Origin of the sequence: Nocardia spumae, from assembly GCF_020733635.1 — a bacterium.
GTDB lineage: Bacteria > Actinomycetota > Actinomycetes > Mycobacteriales > Mycobacteriaceae > Nocardia > Nocardia spumae.
In genome coordinates, this window is the sequence record NZ_JAJFZL010000001.1 from 1,781,646 (window position 1) to 1,801,268 (window position 19,623).

The following is a 19,623-nucleotide window of genomic DNA, read 5'->3' on the forward strand; positions in this document are numbered from 1 at the left end:
GGCGGCCTCGCGCCGCCGTGCCACTCGGCTCGATCAGACGCAGTACTGGCACACGCCGCCCGCGGGCAGCTGAATGAAGCACTGCGAGCACACCGCCGGACGCGGTTCGGAGGACTTCTCCTCCTGTGCGGCGGTGGGTTTCGCGGCGCCGCGTCCGCGGCGGCGCGCATCGACCTTCGGGGTCAGTGGCGGCACGCCGACCTCGGCGGGCATATCCGCACCGTAGTGCTGATAGCACTGCCAGCGGGCGTAGGCGGCATGCAGTTCCAGATCCTCGGGGATCGGCAGGCCGGCCAGCTCCAGGACGTATTTGTAGTCGTCGCCGACGGTGTGATTCTGGCGCACGCACAGTGCGGTCAGCGGCGGTTCGCCGGCGCCGTGGCAGCGTCGTGCGACCTTGCGCAGAATCGCGGCCATCCAGGTCCGGGTCGGCGCCTCGGTGTGGATCCCGGAGACTTCCTGAATCCGGTCGGCCAGCTCGTTGACAGTGATGAAATGCCCGTATCCGGTCGCGGTTTCGGCCAGCTCGGCATGTGCTGCCAATGCCCAGGCCACCGCCGCTTCACGAAATGACACCGTAGTGTCGTCAGTTACCCGCCATGCTCCTGCCGTCGTGGCCACGGAATTCTTCAACACCATTCCAAGTTATCGCGTCGGATTCCGCGCCGACACGCGGCCCGCCGATGTGTGCCGGGTCTCTTTCGGGCCGTGACCGGCATAGTACGCAGAACCGCAGGTAATAGCACCGCGGCGCCGATCGGCGTGAGAATCGTGCTATCACAACCGCTTTCGCCGGGCGGTGCCGATGGTTCAGCGGCGGCTCGCGTTCGACCGCGCCCAGGTCCGCACATCGCCGCGGTCGAGGGCGACCGACAGCAGATCGGGAAAACGGTCGGGGGTACACGCGAAGGCGGGAACGCCGAGTGCGGCGAGTGCGGCGGCATTGTCGTGATCGTAGGCGGGTGCGCCTTCATCGGACAGGGCCAGCAGTACCAGCACCTGGACGCCCGCCTCCTTCATGGCACCGATCCGGCGCAGCATCTCGTCGCGGATGCCGCCCTCGTACAGGTCGGAGATCAGGACGAACAAGGTGTCGGCCGGCCGGGTGACGAGTTGTTCGGAGTAGGCGATGGCCCGGTTGATATCGGTGCCGCCGCCCAACTGGGTGCCGAACAGCACATCGACCGGATCCGACAGCTGTTCGGTGAGATCGACTACCGCGGTGTCGAATACCACCAGTGAGGTCTTCAATGAGCGCATCGATGCCAGCACCGCGCCGAAGACCGAAGCGTAGACGACGCTGGCGGCCATCGAACCGGATTGGTCGATGGCGAGTATCACCTCGCGGCGTACCGCCTGCGCCTTGCGGCCGTAGCCGACCAGGTGCTGCGGTACGACGGTGCGATGTTCGGGCAGGTAATGGGCGAGGTTGCGGCGGATGGTACGGTCCCAGTCGATATCGCGCAATGGCGGCCGCGACACTCGGGCGGCCCGGTTGATCGCACCGGTTACCGCGGCGACGGTACGCGCGGCCAGTCGCCGCTCGATGTCCCGGACCACCTTCTCGACCACGACTCGAGCTGTGGCGCGGGTGGTTTCGGGCATCATCCGGTTGAGGCTCAGCAGGGTGCCGACGAGCTGGACGTCGGGTTCCACGGCCTCGAGCAGCTCCGGTTCCAGCAGCAGCTGACTGAGCTGCAACCGGTCGATGGCGTCGCGTTGCATCACCTCGACCACGGTGGACGGGAAGTAGGTGCGGATATCGCCCAGCCACCGGGCGACTTTCGGCGCCGAACCGCCCAGGCCGGCCGCGCGCTTCTCGGACGGGGTGTGCTCGTCGCCGTTGTACAGCGCCGACAGCGCCCGATCCATCGCGGTGTCCTCGGCCGAATTCAGTCCGCCCAGACCGGCCTCGGCGGGTGCGCCGAGGACGAGCCGCCAGCGACGGGCTTGGGCGTCGTCGGTCTCCGGATGTGTCATAGTCGGTATCTCCTCGGTCGAATCATCCCGCGGTCACCAGGATCTCGGTCGCCGCGCGCAGTGCGAGCAGGCCGCGGTCGATATCCACACCGGCGCGGTGGTGGGTCGTGGCGGTGATCGGCGCACCGTCGCGGACGGCACGCGCGATCGCCTGGCGTTCCCCCGCTTCGAAGGCGCCGAAAGTTCGCCGCAGCAGAGGGAGGGTGGCGACGAACTGCTCCTCGTCGAGGTGGCGCAGCCAGGAATCGATGCGCCGCAGCAGATCTCGATCGTGGACCAGCAGCAGTCCGCGTCCGCCGAGGAACCCGTCGATCCACGCCGCTTTCTCGGCGGGGAGGTGGCCGACCGACAGCGCCGCCGACAGTCGGCGGCCGGCCTCGGTATCGGCGATGATCTCGGCATCGCAGAGCAGTCGCACCGCGCGCCCTACCAGCGCGCCGTGTACATCGTCGCGGTCGGCCAGCTGGCCCAGCGCCGTGAGCCAGCTCTCGGTCGCCCGCGGGTCGTCGCGGGTGGCGATCGCGACATGGGCGGCGTCGATCAGCTCGCGAAGGTGGGTGGCGGCATCGGTGTCCAGGCCGGTCACGGCTCCGGGCAGTCCCGCGCAGATACGCACGAGCAGACCGTCGGCGACGCGGGCGAGGGCGCGCACATCCGTACTGCGTACATCGCCGTAGCGCAGGGTGCGGATCAGTCCGGGCAGGGCGGCGAGCAGATGGGTGACGTCGTGGTCGAGTGCGGCCACCGCCTCCAGCCTGGTGACCAATCCGTCCACCGCCCCGCCGAGATCGGCCTGCAGCGCGGTGTCGAGGGCCGCGCTGATATCGCCGACCGTGGCGTCGGCGGCGCCGGCCCGGTCCAGGACCTTCGCCTCGGCCGCGGCGTGAATCGTGGTGCCCCAGCGGGATGCCTCGATCACCGCGACCGACAGGTCGGGCTCCCAGCGCAGCGCCCACGACTCGCGGAAAGTGCCGGTGTTGCGAACCTCGCCGGTAACCGGTGTGCCCCAGTCGATTCCGAGGATGCGCAGCCGATGCAGCAAGTGTGACCGGTCCACATCCCGGTCCTTGCGCAGATCCAGATCCCACTGCTTGGCCAACGCCTGCTGCGGTAGCCGCAATGTCCGTGCCCGGGCTCGCAGATCGGCGTCGAGCGGGACGGTCGGCGTGCTGTCGGGTACCGAGCCGAGGGCCTCGCCCACGACCAGTTCACTGCTCACGAATCGCAGCATCGCCTCGTCGCCCTCGCACAACACCGATCGGGTCGCATCGGTGACCTCGGACAATCCCGGTCCGGGACGTCCGCGCAGGGCGGCGAGGGTTTCGGCCAATCGCACCGATTCGATGATGTGCGCACTGGAGACCGGCAGATCCCGTGCCCGCAGGGCGCCGGCCACCCGGGTGAGCCAGCGCGGGATCGGGCGGTCGGAGTAGGTGAACAGATGGTGGTACCAGCCCGGTGAGGTGATGCCCGCGCCGTACCCGCACGATCCGGCGAGCCGGGAATGGGTCCACGGCACCCAGGTCAACGCGGTCTTCACCTTGGGCAGACCCTTGAGCAGCCGAATATCCGGTGCGGCCGGACCGAGGTCGCCGGCCAGCGCCGGCGCATGCCACGCCCCGCACACGACCGCGAGCCGCCGGGCGCCGGACTTCACAGTGGCGCGCATCGTCTGGCGCATGTACGCCTCGCGCCGGAGTGTGCGGGTATCAGCGGAGATATCGGCGTCGGCCGCGCGCAGCTCGGCCATCGCTTCGGTGATGGCGTCGAAGATCTCGGTGCCGTCGCCGCTCGGATCGGCCGAGGATTCGATCACCGCATCCCACCAGCGTTCGGGATCGTCGTATCCGCCGGCGGCGGCGAGCGCCGCCAACGGATCACCGCGCTCACCCGAGTCGTCGTCACCGGCGAGCGTATGCGCGGCGGGTAGATCGCAGAAGTGCACGGGCACGGCGTTTTCCACGGCGTACCGTAGGGCCTGCCACTCCGGGGAGAACACCGCGAACGGCCAGAATCCCGCCCGGGACGGATCGTTCGGGGTGTAGGCCAGCAGCGCTACCGGTGGTTCCATTCCCTCCGCGGCCACATACGCGATCAGCGGATCGGCATCGGCAGGACCTTCGATCAGGATGGCGTCGGGCCGAAAACGCCGCAGTGCCCAGCGCAGTGACCGTGCCGAACCGGGGCCGTGATGGCGAATTCCGAACACCTGGGTCCGTGGTGCGTCCAGGGGTGCCGCGGACTCGGTCATCCGTGCACCTCGCGGCAGGCGCGATAGAAGTCGGACCACTCGGGGCGCTCGCGGACGACCGCTTCGAGATATTCCGTCCACACCACCGCATCGGCCACCGGATCCTTGACCACCGCACCCAGCACCGCACCCGCGACATCGCTCGCGCGCAGCACACCGTCGCCGAAATGCGCGGCCAGGGCGATGCCGTTGGTGATCACCGAGATCGCCTCGGCGGTCGACAGCGTGCCCGACGGCGACTTGAGCTTGGTCCGCCCGTCCTCGGTGATTCCGGAACGCAGTTCCCGGAACACCCGCACCACCCGGCGCACCTCCTCGGCGGCGGCCGGAATCGGCGGCAATTGCAGTGCGGCGCCGAGCTGTTCGACCCGCCGGGTGACGATGGCCACCTCGTCCTCCTCATCCGCGGGCAGCGGCAGGACCACGGTGTTGAACCGGCGGCGCAGTGCCGAGGAGAGCTCGTTGACGCCGCGATCGCGATCGTTCGCGGTGGCGATGACGTTGAAGCCCTTGGCCGCCTGCACCTCGATGCCGAGCTCCGGAACCGGCAAAGTCTTCTCCGACAGCACCGTGATCAACGCGTCCTGCACATCGGACGGGATGCGGGTGAGCTCCTCGACCCGGGCGATGGTTCCGGTGCGCATCGCGGTCATCACCGGTGAGGGCACCAGTGCGCCGTCGCTGGGGCCCTCGGCGAGCAGCCGGGCATAGTTCCAGCCGTAGCGGATCGCCTCCTCGGCGGTACCGGACGTGCCCTGCACCAGCAGCGTCGAAGCCCCGCTGATGGCGGCCGAGAGATGTTCCGACACCCAGGTTTTCGCGGTGCCCGGAACACCGAGCAGCAGCAGTGCGCGATCGGTCGCCAGGGTCGCGACCGCGACCTCCATCAGGCGGCGCGGGCCCACGTACTTGGGCGTGATCACGGTGCCGTCGGACAGGGTGTCGCCGAGCAGATAGGTGACCACCGCCCAGGGCGACAGCTGCCACGACGGCGGGCGCGGGCGGTCGTCCGCGGCGGCGAGGGCGCGAAGTTCGCCGGCGAAGGACTGTTCGGCATGGGGGCGCAGCAGGTCGGCGGGCGGATTCTGGGTCGTGGTCATGCCAGCTCCTCGAGCATCAGGGTGCGTTGGGTCAGATCGTCGGTGAGACGGTCGAAGGCGCTTTGCCAGTGGGGATCCGCGCAGCGGCGCGATGCCACGGTGACCGCCCCGACCGCGCGGGGCGGGAAATTGATCGCGGCACTGCGCAGCAGGGTGCGATAGGACGCGGGGGACCGGCCCGCGGCGCCGGGCTGGGCGGCGGCCAGGTGCGCGCGATCGAGCAGGAGCCGGATCACGTGTTCGGCCAGGGGTTGTGGCCAGGGGCGCGGCAGCGCCGGTACCAGCAGTTCGAGTTCGGCCAGCCAGCTGCTGTCGAGTCCGCACAGATACCGCACCCGCTGTTCGAGCGGCAACACAGCGAACAGTTCCTGGCGCAACCGCGGATCCGCGCCGAGTGTGGGCGTGGTGCTCAGGACCTCGAACAATGGTCCGGCCCATCGCGAGTCTCGCTGTGCGAGTGCGGCTTCGGACCAGCCCGCGCAGATCGGCCCGAGAATGTCGTCGGGCAGGCGCAGCCCGGTGGCCGCCGCCGCGGAACCGCACAGCGATTCCCAGTGGTTCAGCGGAGTCGCGGCCATCAACCGGCGGATGCGTTCGGCGTCGACATCGGCCCCGCCGTCGCGGCGGTAGGCGACCGGGTCGAGACGATCGGTGAGCCCGTCGCGCCGGGCGGAGTCGTCGAGCTCGGGCGGCAGGTCGGCTGCCAGTGCGCCGGATCGCACGGTGATCCAGTCGGCGGCGCGGGCGCGCATCCGCGCGGCGAAGGCCGAATTCGGCAGTCGCGCAAGCAGATCCGCGGCGGTGCGGCGCACGTCCCCGCGCGGATCGTCGAGCGCCGATTCCAGCAGCGATTCGTCGTCCGCGCCGACGCCGGCGGCGAGTACCGCCAGCAGTTCGGCTCGTCCGCGCGCCGGTTCCCGGCTCCAGGTTTCGGTGAGCGCTTCCCGTGCGGCCGCGGCATCGCGGGAGCGCAGGGCGGCCAGCCAGCTCCGCCGTTCGGCGGGATGGCCATGGGTCCACACCTGCGGATCCTCGTCGCCGGCGCGCAGCAGGGGGCGCCAGCGCGGATGCAGCGCGGCGAGCCACCGGCCACGCGGGCCCGCCAGCCGCAGGAGCGAATCACGCAGGGCGGTCTGGGTTCTCGCCTGGTCCAGCAGCTCGGCACAGAATGCGTCGGGGGCCCGCGGGTCGCCGGGCAGTGCTGCCTCGAACCATTCCGCGAGCATCGGTGACCCGTCGGTGAGCAGCTGGTGCAGCCGATGCGCCGCCGCCGGAGACAGGACCCGGCGATCGTCGGGTGCGGCGGGTGCGAGTGGCTCCACCCGCGCCGGCTCGGCGCCGCCGCGGTGATAGAGCTCCTGCAGCGCCACCGCATTCAGGACGGTGTGCTCCGGATCGGCCGCGCGTGATGTCTCGGCGACCGCCGGCGCCAGCGTGCCCGGATCCAAGGTCCGGCGCGCTGTTCCCAGCAGCGCGACCGGGACCACCATGGCCGAGGACGACACAACCGCGGTGGCCGGGCTGGGGACGCCGGTGGCCGATTCGGTCTCCACATCGACCAGCTCGCCGCCGGACAGGGCGGCGATCGGGACCAGCCCGGCCGCGGTCCATTCGCCGATCACCGTCAGCGGATGGCCACCGGACAGCCCGATCAACCGCCACGGCACCTCGACGGTCGCGGCGATCGGCACCGCGGTGCCGTCGGCTTCCGCGAGATACCAGCCGTGCTCACCAGGGGTCGGTACCACCTCCGACAGCAGCATCGGCCATTCGCGTAGCCACGGATCGGCGCTCAGCGCACGGGCATGGGCGCCGAGTTGACCGGTGACGGTGGGGGATTCGGCGATGATCGTGGTGAACGGCTCGGCCCGGCCGTGGCGGGCTCCCCATACCGCGCGCAGCGGCATCGCGGCGGGGTGGAAATGCAGATCGGCCTCCGCCACGGTGCCCGGGATCGGCAGGTCGCCCGCGAAGCTCGCGCTGCCGAAGCTGTGGTCCACCACCTGCGCCCAGCGCTGGGTGTGCCGGCCGCGCAGCAGCGTGCGCCGACTGAAGACCCGCTCCTCCTCGGTGATCCGCACGCCGAGCACCATCCAGTGATCGCGGACCGCGGGTTCACCGGCGCGCACCTCCTCGGCCCGGGCCGGATAGCCGATATGCGCGCGCACCCCGGCGGCGAGCTCCGGCGCCAGCTCGTCGAGCCGCCGATGCGCGGTGATCAGCAGATGGATGCGGGCGAATTCACTGATCAGGATGGCCGGCCACTGTTCGGTGCCGAGCAGGCGCCGCGACAGTTGCCGCAGTGCGGCGGCGACGCCCGGTGCCTGCGAATCGACCATGCGCTTGGCCACCGCTTCCAGGGCCGCGGGCGAGTGATCGGCCTGGGCCAATCCGGTGCGGATCTGATCGCTGAGCCAGATATCGAGATCGTCCAGGCCGGCGGTGACCCGCGCGCGCCGCTGATCCAGCGTCGACTGTCTGGTCCCGCGGCTGCCGGACTCGGCCGGCGCCGCGTTGCGGGCGGCGCGGGACGCGAGCCATTCGGCGGCGAAGTCGGCCGGTGCTTCACACTGCTCGATCGCGCCCTGCGACCACAGCAGCAGGAGGGACAGCGCATGTTTGCAGGGAAATTTCCGGCTGGGGCACGTGCAGCGATACGCGGGCCCCGACAGATCGACGATCGTCTGATACGGCACGGCCCCGCTGCCCTTGCACGACCCCCACAGCGCACTGCCGCGGGCGCCGGTGCCGCGCCAGGCGCCGGCGAGCTTGCGCGCGGCGTTCACCGAGGCGGCATCGGGCGCCAGGGCCAGCACATTGTCGGCGGTTACGGCATGGGTGGCGGCCGGAGATGTCGTCACATGTTCCCCCGTTCGTTCGGTACCCCGGATTTGTACCCGAGCCCACCGACAAGATCATGTGGATCCGGCCCCGACCGGCCGGGAGTGCTCGGATTCCGACATTCGCCCGATGGTTGCGAGACGAATATCCATGCCGCAGAATGTCATTGCGACGTGGCGTTCGCCTTGTGCAAGATCGCAAGTTCTGGCATTCTGATCTGTTCGGTTGAACCGAGCCGCCTGCAAGGGTGTAACCCGTGGAACTGCCCGGCCGGGACGGCCGAGGGGTGGCCACCGGCCGGTTCGACCGTCCGATGGCCATGCGTCCCGCCCGGGCCGGTTCTCCGGTAGCGTTCGCCACGAGGAATCGTGCGTGAATGCCAGGAGGGGACGTGGGGCAAGGCCAGGGGGAAGCCGCATCGCGCCTGCGCGAGCTGGTTTCCGCTCGCCTGCACGCGGATTCGTCGGTGAGCCCCGATGTCGCCCACACCGTCCTCACGGCCCTGGGAGACGCGGCCGACGCGGCCGACACCACTCCGCAGTCCGGGATCTTCCTGCGCGCCGTGCGCGTGCGCGGATTTCGCGGGATCGGCCCGGAGGCGGTGTTGCCGATCGCGCCCGGTCCCGGGCTGACACTCGTCGTGGGCCGCAACGGTTCGGGTAAGTCGAGTTTCGCCGAGGCGGCCGAACTGGCGCTCACCGGCGTCAACCGGCGCTGGGAGGGGCGGTCGGCCGTCTGGCGCGAGGGCTGGCGGAATATGCACTGCGACAGCGCACCTCGCATCGCGGTGGAGCTGGTGTCGGAGGCGGTGGGCGAGTATGCCGTCGTGCGGGAGTGGGCCGACGGGCAGGAGTTGTCCGAAGGCCGGTGGGCCAGACGCCGAAACGATCGTTCCGACAGTGAATTCCGGATCGAGGACTGGGCTCGTGCGCTGGAGCTCTACCGCCCATTTCTCTCCTACAGCGAACTCGGCGCGGTCGTCGACGGGCGCCCCAGTGATCTGTTCGACGCTCTGCACCGCTTGCTCGGACTCGATGACATCAGCGCCGCGCTGGACCGAACCCGTACGCGGCGAATCGAATTGGAGCGCGCGGCCAAACAGTCGCGGGACGGGCGCCAGGCACTGCTGGACGAATTGATCACCGTCGCCGACGATCGCGCCGAACGCGTCGCCGGCATGTTGCGGAACCCGACTCCGGATCTGGAGGTGATCGCCCGGGAACTGGCGGGCGCGCGCCACGATCCGGGCGGGGTCGCCGCCCTGCAGGCCATCGCGCGACTGCGCATCCCCGCCGCCGCGCAGGTCGACGCCGCGGCCACGGCCGTCGAGCGCGGCACCGCGCGGTTGCTCGCCCTCGCGACCGGTGATCTCGAGTCCGAACTGGGCGTCGCGGATCTGCTGCGCCGGGCCCTCGCTCACACCGAGACCGGCGAGGAATGCCACTGCCCGGTCTGCGGGCACGGTGTCCTCGATGCCACCTGGCGCCGGGAGACCACCCGCCGCCTCGCCGCCGCCGACCGGCGCGCCACCGCCCTCACCGCGGCGCGCCGGAGCCTGGACGAGGCGATAGCCGAGGCACAGTCGCTGATCGAACCCGTTCCGCCGGAGCTGGATTCGATGGTCGCCGCGCCGAATATCGATCCGGGACCGGCCGATCGGGCGTGGGCGGACTGGGCCGCGCTGCTCGACCTCGACGCCGCCGGCACGCTGGCCGCGCGCCTGCGCGGTACCCATGCCGACCTGGCGGCGGAGCTGGGTTTGCTGCAGCATGCGGTATCCAAGGAACTCGATCGCATCGATGCGGTGTGGACTCCGCTGGTTCCGCGTATCGCGTCCTGGTTGCACGACGCGCGCCAGGTGGCCGCGGCCGATCCGGAATTGCGGACGGTGCGCCGCGCGGAGGAATGGCTGAAATCGGCGGCCGCCGGACTGCGCGACGAACGCATGGCGCCACTGGCCGAGCACGCGCGACGCATCTGGGGCGGATTGCGGCAGCGCAGCAATGTGGATCTGGGTGCGATTCGCCTGCAGGGCAACGCCGGAGCCAGCCGCAAAGTCCTGCTCGATGTCACCGTCGACGATTCCGACGGCACCGCGCTGGGGGTGATGAGTCAGGGCGAGCTGCACGCGCTGGGGCTGGCGTTGTTCCTGCCCCGGGCCACGGTGGCCGAGAGTCCCTTCGGCTTCGTCATGATCGACGATCCGGTGCAGGCGATGGATCCGGCGAAGGTGGACGGACTGGCCCGGGTACTGGCCGCGGTGGCACGCAGCGGGCGTCAGGTGGTGGTGTTCACCCACGACGAGCGGCTGGCCGAGGCGGTGCGCCGGCTGCGGTTGGACGCCACGGTGCTCGAGGTGCAGCGGCGGGAACGATCGCGAGTGGAGGTGCGGGCGGTCGAGGATCCGGTGCGGCGCTATCTCAGCGACGCGCGCGCCCTGCTGCGCACCCGCCAGCTGCCCCGCCCGATCGCGAACGAACTCGTGATCACCTGCTGCCGTTCGGCCATCGAGGCGGCCGCGTTGGCTCGCGCTCGCCGTGACCTGCTGGCGGCCGGAATCGACCACCGAGAGGTGCAGAAGCGAGTCGACCGGGCTCGAACCACCTGGGAGACGGTCTCTTTGGCCGTTTTCGGTGTTCCGGACCGGGTCGACGATCTCAACGAACTGCTCGACCAGCAGGCGCCCTGGGCGCGTGCCGTGATTCGCGACGCCGCCGCCGGTGCCCATATTCGCATCCAGCGCCGGTCGGGTGATCTGGTGTCCGGGACCAAGCGCTTCGTGACATGGCTGAATCCGTGAGACCGACGGTGGCGCAGCGGCTGGCGGCGGCCGCGGATCTCCTGGACGGCACCGTGACCGATGCCGGAGGATTGTGGTCGCGGGCCACGGTCTGGATTCTGCGCATCGCCCTGGAGCAATCGGTCGACCGGGTCTGGGCGCGCGTGGCCCCGCCGCTGGCCCGATGCAGTATGCGCGCGCAACTGCTGGCCCTGGAGAGCTGCGCCGGTCCCGAACTCGCCGGTCGGGTCGCGGGACTGTGGGCGGTGCTGTCACGAGCGGGCCACCACCTCGATTCCGAACCCGCGCCGAGTGTGCTCGAGCTGCGGGACTGGTACGACGAGACGGCTCGGCTGGTGGAGGAACTCGACCGGATCGAATCGGCGGAGGTACCGGCCGCTTTCACCCGTCGCCGCTGAACCGGTCGTCGCCGGCGAATTCCGCCCGGCGATAATCGAACGATGGCCGATACCCCGCCGACCCGACCGGACGGCGACGATCGTTGTCCCTGTGGCAGTGGCGAAGCCTTCGCCCGATGCTGCGCCCCGCGCCTGGACGGCACCGTTCCCGCACCCACCGCGGAGGCCCTGATGCGTTCGCGATACACCGCCTTCGCGGTCGGTGACCGCGACTATCTGCTGCGGTCCTGGCACCCCGGCACCCGGCCGCGGCGGCTGACACTCGATCCCGCCCAGCACTGGGTGTCGCTCCAGGTGTTCGGCACCGAAGCGGGCGGCCTGTTCGACGACACCGGGGTGGTCGAGTTCCGCGCGATCTACCGGATCGCCGGGCGGCGCGGTGTCCTCTCCGAATGCAGCAGGTTTGCTCGTGTTAACGGCCAGTGGCTGTACGTCGATGGTGATATCGAATCGTGATCGGCTCGTGGGTGGTTGCTAGTGGTAGGTCACTACTATGGCGGCCATACATTTCCGATTAGTACAGATAGCGAAGGAGTTGCCAGTAGGTTACGCGAAGCGCGCTGCGCGATCGCCACGGTCGCCGGCTCATTAGGGTCGCACCATGGCGCGAATCGCGATCGAATATTGCACGCAATGCCGGTGGCTGTTACGAGCCGGGTGGATGGCACAGGAGTTGCTCAACACCTTCGGCACCGGCCTCGACGAGGTGGCATTGATCCCCGGCACCGGCGGAGTCTTCCGGGTAACGGTGGATGGTGAACAGATCTGGGAGCGCAAGGCGGACGGCGGTTTTCCCGATATCGCCCGGCTCAAGCAGCGTGTGCGCGACCGCATAGATCCCGATCGAGACCTCGGCCACATCGACCGAGGCTGACGCTGACGGCATGATCTCGGACGTACTCTCGGTGACAGGGAGTACGAGGAGGTGCGAGATGAGCACTCAATTCTTCGAGGCGACCCCCGCTGAGGACACACTCGGTGATGGTCCCCTCGCTCACACGACCGGGGGAGCGGTACGCGGATTCCGTGCGGGATCGGTCCACGCGTGGCGCGGTATCCCCTACGCGGCGGCGCCGGCGGGCCCGCATCGCTTCGCGCGTCCACAGCCGCCCGCATCCTGGTCGGGAGTGCGCGACTGCACCGAATTCGGCGAGATCGCCCCGCAGACCATGGGCGATATGGTGCCTGTGGACTCCGGGCTGCGGATGGGCGAGGACTGCCTGTGGGTCAATGTGTGGACGCCGGCCGCCGAGCCGGTACAGCCCCGTCCGGTGATGGTGTGGCTGCACGGCGGCGCCTACTGTCTCGGTACCGCGGCCCAGGCGATATACGACGGTCGCCGGATGGTGGAGGCCGGTGATGTGGTTCTCGTGGCCGTCAACTACCGGCTGGGTGCCCTGGGCTTCCTCGATCTGTCCTCACTCGGCGACGAATTCGTGCCGAACCTCGGTCTGCACGATCAGATAGCGGCCCTGGAATGGGTGCGCGACAATGCCGCCGCCTTCGGTGGTGATCCGGGCAATGTGACCGTCTTCGGCGAATCCTCCGGTGCCGGATGCGTCACCGCACTGCTGACCTCGCCCCGCGCTGCCGGTCTGTTCCACCGCGCGATCGCCCAGAGCCCGCCGGCCACCACCGTCTTCGGTCCCGATCGGGCCGCCGGAGTCGCGAGCCGTTTCCTGGAACTGATGGAGTTGCCGCCCGAGCGTGCCGGTGAACTGCTGGAATGCCCGATCGAGCGGATCGTGGACGCGGCGGGTGTGCTGCTCGACGAGGTGCCGCTGCAGTCGCCCGGACGCCTCGCCGCCGCCCCGGTGGTCGACGGCGACATCCTCCCGACCTATCCGACCGATCGCTTCCAGCAGGGGCGATCGCATCGGGTACCGCTGATCATCGGCACCAACAAGGACGAGGCCTCCCTGTTCCGGCTGTTCCGGTCACCGATCATGCCGGTCACCCCCGATGCGGTGAACGCGATGCTCAACGCCGTCGCGGGAGAACATCCCGGGCTGTCGCACGAGCGCATCGCCGAGATCACCTCCGCCTACCCGGATCTGGCCAAGACGCGGGGTGCGCTGGCGATGTCCACCGACGCCGCGTTCCGGATGCCGGCGCACTGGGTGGCCGATGCGCACTCTCGCCACAGCCGCACCTGGATGTACCGTTTCGACCAGGCCACGCCGATGCTCAAGGCGGCCCGGGTCGGCGCCGGTCACGCCACCGAATTGCCGTACATCTTCGGCAATTTCGGTTCCTTCGACCACGATCCGACCTTCTGGCTGGGCGGGCGCAAGGTCGCGATGGAGGTGTCGGGCCGGATGATGCGGCGCTGGCTGGCCTTCGCCGAGCACGGCGTCCCGGCGGCGCTGGACGGTTCCAAGCACTGGCCGCCGTACCGCGAATCCACCCGCACCACACTGGTCGTCGACGCCTCCGATCGTGTCGTCGACGACCCCGATCACGATCTGCACACCGCCTGGGGTGATGAGGCGGTCGGCTTCAGCTGAGCCGGCTCACACGCTGCTGTGCTGTTCGGCGCGCTGCCCGAGCAGTACCGGCAGGCGGCTGTAACCGTGCAGTGTGAACAGTGGACGGCGTTCCGGAACCCCGGCCAGCACCAGATTCGGGAACCGTTCGAACAGCGACTGCAGCGCGTAGGTGCCCTCCATCCGGGCCAGGCTGGCGCCCAGGCAGACGTGAATACCGCTGGAGAAGGTCAGATGATCCTTCGCGTTGGCGCGGGTGACGTCGAACGTGTGCGGATCGGTGAACACCTTCGGATCGCGATTGGCTCCGGCCAGTGAGACGACGACGGTACTGCCCTTGCGCACGTGCGTCCCCGCGAGTTCGACATCGCGCCCGGCGATGCGCCCGGTGTTCTGAACCGGCGCGTCGAAACGCAGAATCTCCTCGATCGCGTTGGGCCACAACTGCGGATCGGCGAGCAACCGGTCGAGCTGTGCGCGATGGTTCACCAGCTGGACGACGCCGTTGCTGATCAGGTTGACCGTGGTCTCGAAGCCGGCGCCCATCAGCAGAGTGGCCGAGGCCTTCAACTCGCGGTCGTCCAGATCCCCCGAGGCCACCAGGCCGGACAGGATGTCCTCGCCCGGATCTCGCCGTAGCCGCGCGATATGCGCGTCGAGGTACCGGTCCATCTCCACGATGGCGGCCGAGGCGTCGCGGGTGGTACGCCAGCTGATACCGATGTCCAGCATCGGAGATACGGCGTCACCCCAGGCCAGGAAGCGGCTGCGGTCGGCATCGGGGAAGCCCAGCATCTCGGAGATGATCGCGATGGGCACCTGCGCCGCGAAGTCCGCCACCAGATCCGCCGAACCGCCGGAGGGCAGCGCGTCGAGCAGTTCCGCCGTCACCGATTCGACGCGATCGCGCAGCCGGGCGATCGCGCGCGGAGTGAACGCCGAGGCCACCGGCTTACGCATCCGGGTGTGATCCGGTGGATTGATCACCAGCATCGAGGGCGGCTGCACCGGATTGGGCGGCAACTGCGCCCGATCCGCGAGTGGGCGCAGCCGTTCGGGCACGAAACCCTCGGCCGCCGCGACGCCGAAGGTGCTGTCGCGCAGCACGGTCCGGACCAGTTCGTGATCGGCGGTCGCCCAGCCGAACGGGGAACGCACGATCCGGCCCTGCGCGCGCAACGACTCCAGCAGCGGTATCGGATCCCGCACCGCGGCCGGGCTCGACATCAGTCGGGCCAGGGTTTCGCCGCGACGCGCGTAGGTCTTGAGGGCCAGCCGCGGTGTGCCCTGTACCAGTAACCATCGAACCCAGTGCTGCGGCTTCATCGCCATCCCCGTTCGTAGTCCGGTTCTCGGTCTCCACAGTACGGAGACCGGGCCGGCCCGGAAACGGTCCGCGGGTGGATCGCACCCCATACCGGGGTAGGAGATCAGCCGCGGCGGGCCGTCACCCGCTCGATGTCCACCCGATGTTCCAGTTTCGCCGGGTCCGGCGCGGTGACCTGTACCAGCGAGGCGCCGGCCGCGTACACCGCGAGCAGGCCGTCGATCAGCTGGGCGGCGGTATCCCACGGCGTCGTGGACAGCACCCGGTCGCCCGCGCCGAATCCCTGGCGCTCGGCCGAAGCGCGCGCCGCGGCCACGGTCTCGGCGACGGAGGCCCCGTCGAGGGCGGGCCCCGCGCCCGACGGGGTGAACTGGTCACCGTGACCGCGCACCGAGGTCGCGAAGTCGGTGATCCCGACCGGCAGATCGGCGACGGGCAGGCCCATCGGATCCAGCGACAGGGCCGCCACCTCCGCGATATCGCCGGTCTCGTCGATGCGGGCCGCCGATACCAGGGCGAGTTCGGCATCGGCGTCGGGGGCCAGGACCACCTCGGTGCCGGCCCACCAGCAACCCAGCAGGACCGCCGCGGTCTGCCAGTGCGCGGGCAGCAGCACCGACACCCGGGCCCCCGGGGCCAGGCCGAATTCGTCGCGAATCATGTTGGCGGTCTTGGCCGCCCAGTTGGCCAGGGTCAGACCGGACAGTTCGATCCGGGCGCCGGTGCCGTCGTCGTAGTGGGTGATCCGTGGTGCGGCGGGTTCGCGCGCCAGGATCGGACCGAGCAGGGCATCGGTCAGAGTGTCGTTCAGTTCACGCATTTCGGTCCGTTCTGGCCGGCGTCGATGGGAGGCGCGGGCGGCACCGGTGTCGGGGTGCCCGAGGACGACGAGGTTCCCGACAGATCGAACAGACTGCCGGCCGCCGAGCCCGGACCAGAGTAGTCATCGGCCAGGACCACCCGCACCGCACCCTCCTGCGCCCCGGGGTCGGCGATCACGGTCAGTCCGCCCAGCGCCTCGGCGACGGCCTTCGCACCGGGATCGGAGGTCGACGCCGCCAGGACCCGGCTGCTGCGCACCGGCGCACCGTCCCAGTTGGCCACGGTCCCGGTGTGAAAGCCCTTGGCGGTCAGTGCCTGCGCCACCTGCCCGGCCAGACCCCCGGTCCCGGCGGCGTTGTAGACGTCGGCGCTCACCGAGCTCGGCGCCACCGTGGCATCGTCGCTGTGCTGCTCGTCCGCCCGGCCACCCACTGCCGCCGCCACGAAGGATCTGACCGATTTCGGATCGACCTTCACCACGGATTCGCCGTCGGCGGTGCTGCCGTTGAGGTCCTGCACCGGGATGGTTTCGAAATTCACTTTCCCGCCCGACAGGTCCTGCAGCTGATGCATGAACGCCACCACATCCCAGTCCTCGTCGAGCACGATGGTGCGGCCGACGGCATCGCCGAGCTCACGCAATTTACCGGGATTGGCCAGGATCCGGGCGTTCAACGCCTGATTCACCAGCGATGCCATGAACACCTGCTGGCGCACGATCCGATCCAGATCCCCGCGCTGCAGATCGTGCCGCTGACGGACGAAACTCAGGGCTTGCTGACCGTCGAGCCGTTGCTCCCCGGCCGGGAACTCCGCACCCGACAGCGGTTCGTCCACCGCATCGTTCAGGCACACCTGGACCCCGCCCACGGCGTCGGTGAGCAGGACGAATCCGAGCAGGCCGACCTCGGCGTAGTGGTCGACGGTGATGCCGGTGAGACCGGCGACGCTCTTGATCAGCGCCTGCCGGCCCGCCTGGGTGGACTTCTCCTCTACCTGGGAGTCCGACAGTCCTTGATTCGCCAGCTTCTGGCGCGCGTTCTCCTTGGTGACGCCGTAGGCGGAGTTGATCTTGCCTTTGCCGATGCCCGGAATATCGACATACGAATCCCGCGGGATCGAGATCGCCGTGGCCGAGCGGCCGTCGTTGGGTACCCGGACCAGCACGATGGTGTCGGTGTTGGTGCCGACCTCGTCACCGGCGTGCAGCATGGCCCGCTCTCGATCGCTGAGCGGATTGCCGTGGGCGTCGGTCCTGCTGTCGATACCCACCATCAGGATGTCGACCGCGCCGTCGTGGCCCCCGCCCAGCCCGAGGTTGCCGATGCGCTCGATACCCGAGATCAGGCTGTCCACACTGTGCCAGCCGAATCCGGTGACGATGAACACCACGGCCGCGGCGGCGGTGGCGAGTAGCCGTCCGGGCCGGTTCACCCCGGACGTCGCGGCCGGGCGCGCGCCACGAGCACGCGGGATACGGCCGCCGGGCAGTGGTGCACCGGTACCACGCGGACGCGGTGACGATGCCCTCCTGTTCTGCGGCACTTCGTCTTCCTTCTCCACTGTCGATCGACCCCCGTTCGAGAACCCGGGCCACGCGGACACGCACCGACCGTGCCGGCGGGGCGTGTACTACGTCGCGAGGGATATCGCATCCCGACCGGCGGCGTAGGTGTGGGTTCCCGAATCCGAGGCTATCCAACCCGGCCGCCCGCACCGCTGAACCGCTGTTGGCGTGGCGTGCCAGACTTGCCGCGTGAGCCTTGCTTCTCCGTCCCGAATCGTTGTCGTCGGCGCCGGTGGGCAACTCGGCCGCGCCCTGGCCTCCCGCGCACCGGAGGCGGTGATGCTGCGACGTGCCGATCTCGATATCACCGACCCCGGCGCGGTGCGCGCGGCCCTGCGTCCCGGCGATGTCGTGATCAACTGCGCCGCCTACACCGCGGTCGATGCCGCCGAGTCCGACCCCGACGCGGCCTTCGCCGGTAATGCCACCGGGCCCGGTGTCCTGGCCGCCGGCTGCCGGGAAGCGGGGGCGCGGCTGATCCACATCTCCACCGACTACGTCTTCGACGGCACCGCGGACCGTCCCTACGAACCGGATGACCCGACCGCCCCGACCTCGGTCTACGGACGTACCAAACTGGCCGGTGAACAGGCGGTATCGCAGTCCCATCCGGATGCGACGATCGTGCGCACGGCCTGGGTGTACACCGGCGACCACGGTGATTTCGTCGCGACCATGCGCCGGTTGGCGGCAGGGGACGATCCGGTATCGGTGGTCGACGATCAGATCGGCTCGCCCACCTACGCGCCCGACCTCGCCGACGCGGTGCTGGAAGTCGTTGCCCGGGAGCCGAAGTCACGCATCCTGCACGCCACCAACGCGGGTGTGGCGAGCTGGTTCGAGGTGGCCCGCGCGGTCTTCGCTCAACTGGGTGAGGATCCCGAACGGGTGCGCCCGTGCACGACCGCCGATTTTCCGAGACCCGCACGGCGCCCGGCCTATTCGGTGCTGTCGGATCGCGCCTGGAAGGAGGCCGGCCTGACTCCGCTGCGCGACTGGCGTTCCGCGCTCTCGGACGCGCTCGCGCGGCTGGTCGATTAGCCGGCAGGTGGTCGGTGCCGCCGGGAACCCGACGCTCGCTGCCGCCAACCGGGCTCCGACCAGTTAGGGTGAACCCCCGTGAGCGCTTCGGATTCAGCCCCCTCCGCGGACCGTACTCCCCAGCTGGCGGTGGTCACCGTGACCTATTCGCCGGGCGAGCATCTCGACCATTTCATCAGCACGCTGGCCGCTGCGACCAATGAGAAGCCGCAGGTGATCCTGGCCGATAACGGCTCGACCGACGGTTCCCCCGAGCTGGCCGCCGAATCCAACGAACATGTCACGCTGCTGCACACCGGCGGCAATATCGGCTACGGCGGCGCGGTGAATCGCGCGGTGGCCGAGGTCGATCCGGAGATCGAGTACATCGTCATCGCCAATCCGGATGTGCGCTGGAGCACCGATGCCATCGATCAACTGCTCGCGGCGGCGCGGCGGTGGCCCCGCGCCGGGGCGCTGGGCCCGCTGATCCACGAACCCGACGGCAGCATCTATCCGTCGGCGCGGCGGGTGCCCGGTCTTCTCGACGGCGCCGGTCACGCGGTCCTCGGCACGGTGTGGCCGGGCAATCCGTGGACGCGGCGTTATCGGCAGGAGAACGAGGAGATCGCCGAGCGCACGGTGGGCTGGCTGTCCGGATCGTGCCTGCTGGTCCGGCGCGAGGCCTTCGACAGCATCGACGGCTTCGATTCCCGCTACTTCATGTACATGGAGGACGTCGACTTCGGCGACCGGATGGGCAAGGCCGGCTGGCACAACGTCTTCGTGCCCACCGCCGAGGTCACCCACGCCAAGGGACATGCGGCCGGACGGCATCCGGAGACCATGTTGCCCGCCCACCACGCGTCCGCCTATCGTTTCCAGGCCGATCGCCATCCGCACTGGTGGCAGGCACCGTTGCGGTGGGCGCTGCGCGCCGGACTTGCGATTCGCTGCAAACTTGCGGTTCGATCTGCGCTGCGCGAGCGCGACCGGAGCGCGCACCAGTAGCGCCTGGATCGAACAGAGGA

General features: G+C 69.7%; 15 protein-coding genes. 7 read left to right on the forward strand and 8 right to left on the reverse strand.

Going from position 1 to position 19,623, the window contains the following annotated elements; all coding sequences use genetic code 11:
* Positions 1–33: 33 nt before the first annotated feature.
* The 5 genes from LKD76_RS07515 to LKD76_RS07535 all read right to left on the reverse strand — a co-directional run bounded on the left by LKD76_RS07515 (position 34) and on the right by LKD76_RS07535 (position 8,192).
* Complete coding sequence (locus LKD76_RS07515) at positions 34–576, reverse strand: hypothetical protein (RefSeq protein WP_227980310.1); 543 nt, start codon at positions 574–576, stop codon at positions 34–36.
* Between the two features lie 234 nt (positions 577–810).
* Positions 811–1,980 carry a VWA domain-containing protein gene (locus LKD76_RS07520; RefSeq protein ID WP_227980311.1) on the reverse strand — a complete coding sequence of 390 codons (1,170 nt, stop codon included), beginning with the start codon at positions 1,978–1,980 and terminating at the stop codon, positions 811–813.
* 22 nt (positions 1,981–2,002) lie between these two features.
* Complete coding sequence (locus LKD76_RS07525; protein WP_227980312.1) at positions 2,003–4,231, reverse strand: DUF5682 family protein; 2,229 nt, start codon at positions 4,229–4,231, stop codon at positions 2,003–2,005.
* Positions 4,228–5,331 carry an ATP-binding protein gene (locus LKD76_RS07530; RefSeq protein WP_227980313.1) on the reverse strand — a complete coding sequence of 368 codons (1,104 nt, stop codon included), beginning with the start codon at positions 5,329–5,331 and terminating at the stop codon, positions 4,228–4,230. Before LKD76_RS07530 ends, LKD76_RS07525 begins: the two co-directional genes overlap by 4 nt.
* Entirely contained in the window at positions 5,328–8,192 is a 2,865-nt protein-coding gene (locus tag LKD76_RS07535) for an SWIM zinc finger family protein (RefSeq protein WP_227980314.1), read from the reverse strand. The genes LKD76_RS07530 and LKD76_RS07535 overlap by 4 nt, the downstream gene beginning before the upstream one ends.
* Positions 8,193–8,563: 371 nt before the next feature.
* On the opposite strand from LKD76_RS07535, the gene LKD76_RS07540 reads away from it, so the two are divergent.
* The 5 genes from LKD76_RS07540 (at position 8,564) to LKD76_RS07560 (ending at position 13,877) form a co-directional block, all read left to right on the forward strand.
* A complete protein-coding gene (locus tag LKD76_RS07540) occupies positions 8,564–10,972 on the forward strand; it encodes an AAA family ATPase (RefSeq protein ID WP_227980315.1) in 2,409 nt (802 codons plus the stop codon).
* A complete protein-coding gene (locus LKD76_RS07545; protein WP_227980316.1) occupies positions 10,969–11,370 on the forward strand; it encodes a hypothetical protein in 402 nt (133 codons plus the stop codon). The genes LKD76_RS07540 and LKD76_RS07545 overlap by 4 nt, the downstream gene beginning before the upstream one ends.
* A gap of 42 nt (positions 11,371–11,412) precedes the next feature.
* Entirely contained in the window at positions 11,413–11,826 is a 414-nt protein-coding gene (locus tag LKD76_RS07550) for a YchJ family protein (protein ID WP_227980317.1), read from the forward strand.
* A gap of 145 nt (positions 11,827–11,971) precedes the next feature.
* Positions 11,972–12,244, forward strand: coding sequence for an Rdx family protein (locus LKD76_RS07555; protein WP_227980318.1), 273 nt, complete (start codon positions 11,972–11,974; stop codon positions 12,242–12,244).
* A gap of 58 nt (positions 12,245–12,302) precedes the next feature.
* The gene (locus tag LKD76_RS07560) at positions 12,303–13,877 is read left to right on the forward strand and encodes a carboxylesterase/lipase family protein (protein WP_227980319.1); all 1,575 of its coding nucleotides are present in this window, start codon (positions 12,303–12,305) and stop codon (positions 13,875–13,877) included.
* 6 nt (positions 13,878–13,883) lie between these two features.
* Here the strand turns inward: LKD76_RS07560 and LKD76_RS07565 are convergent, their stop codons facing one another.
* From LKD76_RS07565 to LKD76_RS07575, 3 genes are all read right to left on the reverse strand, one after another.
* Positions 13,884–15,182, reverse strand: a complete 1,299-nt coding sequence (locus tag LKD76_RS07565; RefSeq protein ID WP_227985139.1) for a cytochrome P450 — start codon at positions 15,180–15,182, stop codon at positions 13,884–13,886.
* A 104-nt stretch (positions 15,183–15,286) separates the two neighbouring features.
* On the reverse strand, positions 15,287–16,003 hold the full coding sequence (locus tag LKD76_RS07570) for a TIGR03089 family protein (protein WP_227980320.1): 717 nt from the start codon (positions 16,001–16,003) through the stop codon (positions 15,287–15,289).
* The gene (locus LKD76_RS07575; RefSeq protein WP_443678166.1) at positions 15,991–17,481 is read right to left on the reverse strand and encodes an LCP family protein; all 1,491 of its coding nucleotides are present in this window, start codon (positions 17,479–17,481) and stop codon (positions 15,991–15,993) included. Before LKD76_RS07575 ends, LKD76_RS07570 begins: the two co-directional genes overlap by 13 nt.
* Before the next feature lie 280 nt (positions 17,482–17,761).
* Here LKD76_RS07575 and rfbD point away from each other — a divergent pair, with 280 nt between their 5' ends.
* Both rfbD and LKD76_RS07585 read left to right on the forward strand, forming a co-directional pair.
* Entirely contained in the window at positions 17,762–18,613 is an 852-nt protein-coding gene (rfbD, locus tag LKD76_RS07580) for a dTDP-4-dehydrorhamnose reductase (protein WP_227980321.1), read from the forward strand.
* Between the two features lie 78 nt (positions 18,614–18,691).
* Positions 18,692–19,603: a glycosyltransferase family 2 protein gene (locus LKD76_RS07585; RefSeq protein WP_308188510.1), complete on the forward strand. Its 912-nt coding sequence runs from the start codon at positions 18,692–18,694 to the stop codon at positions 19,601–19,603.
* The last annotated feature ends 20 nt before the right edge of the window (positions 19,604–19,623 follow it).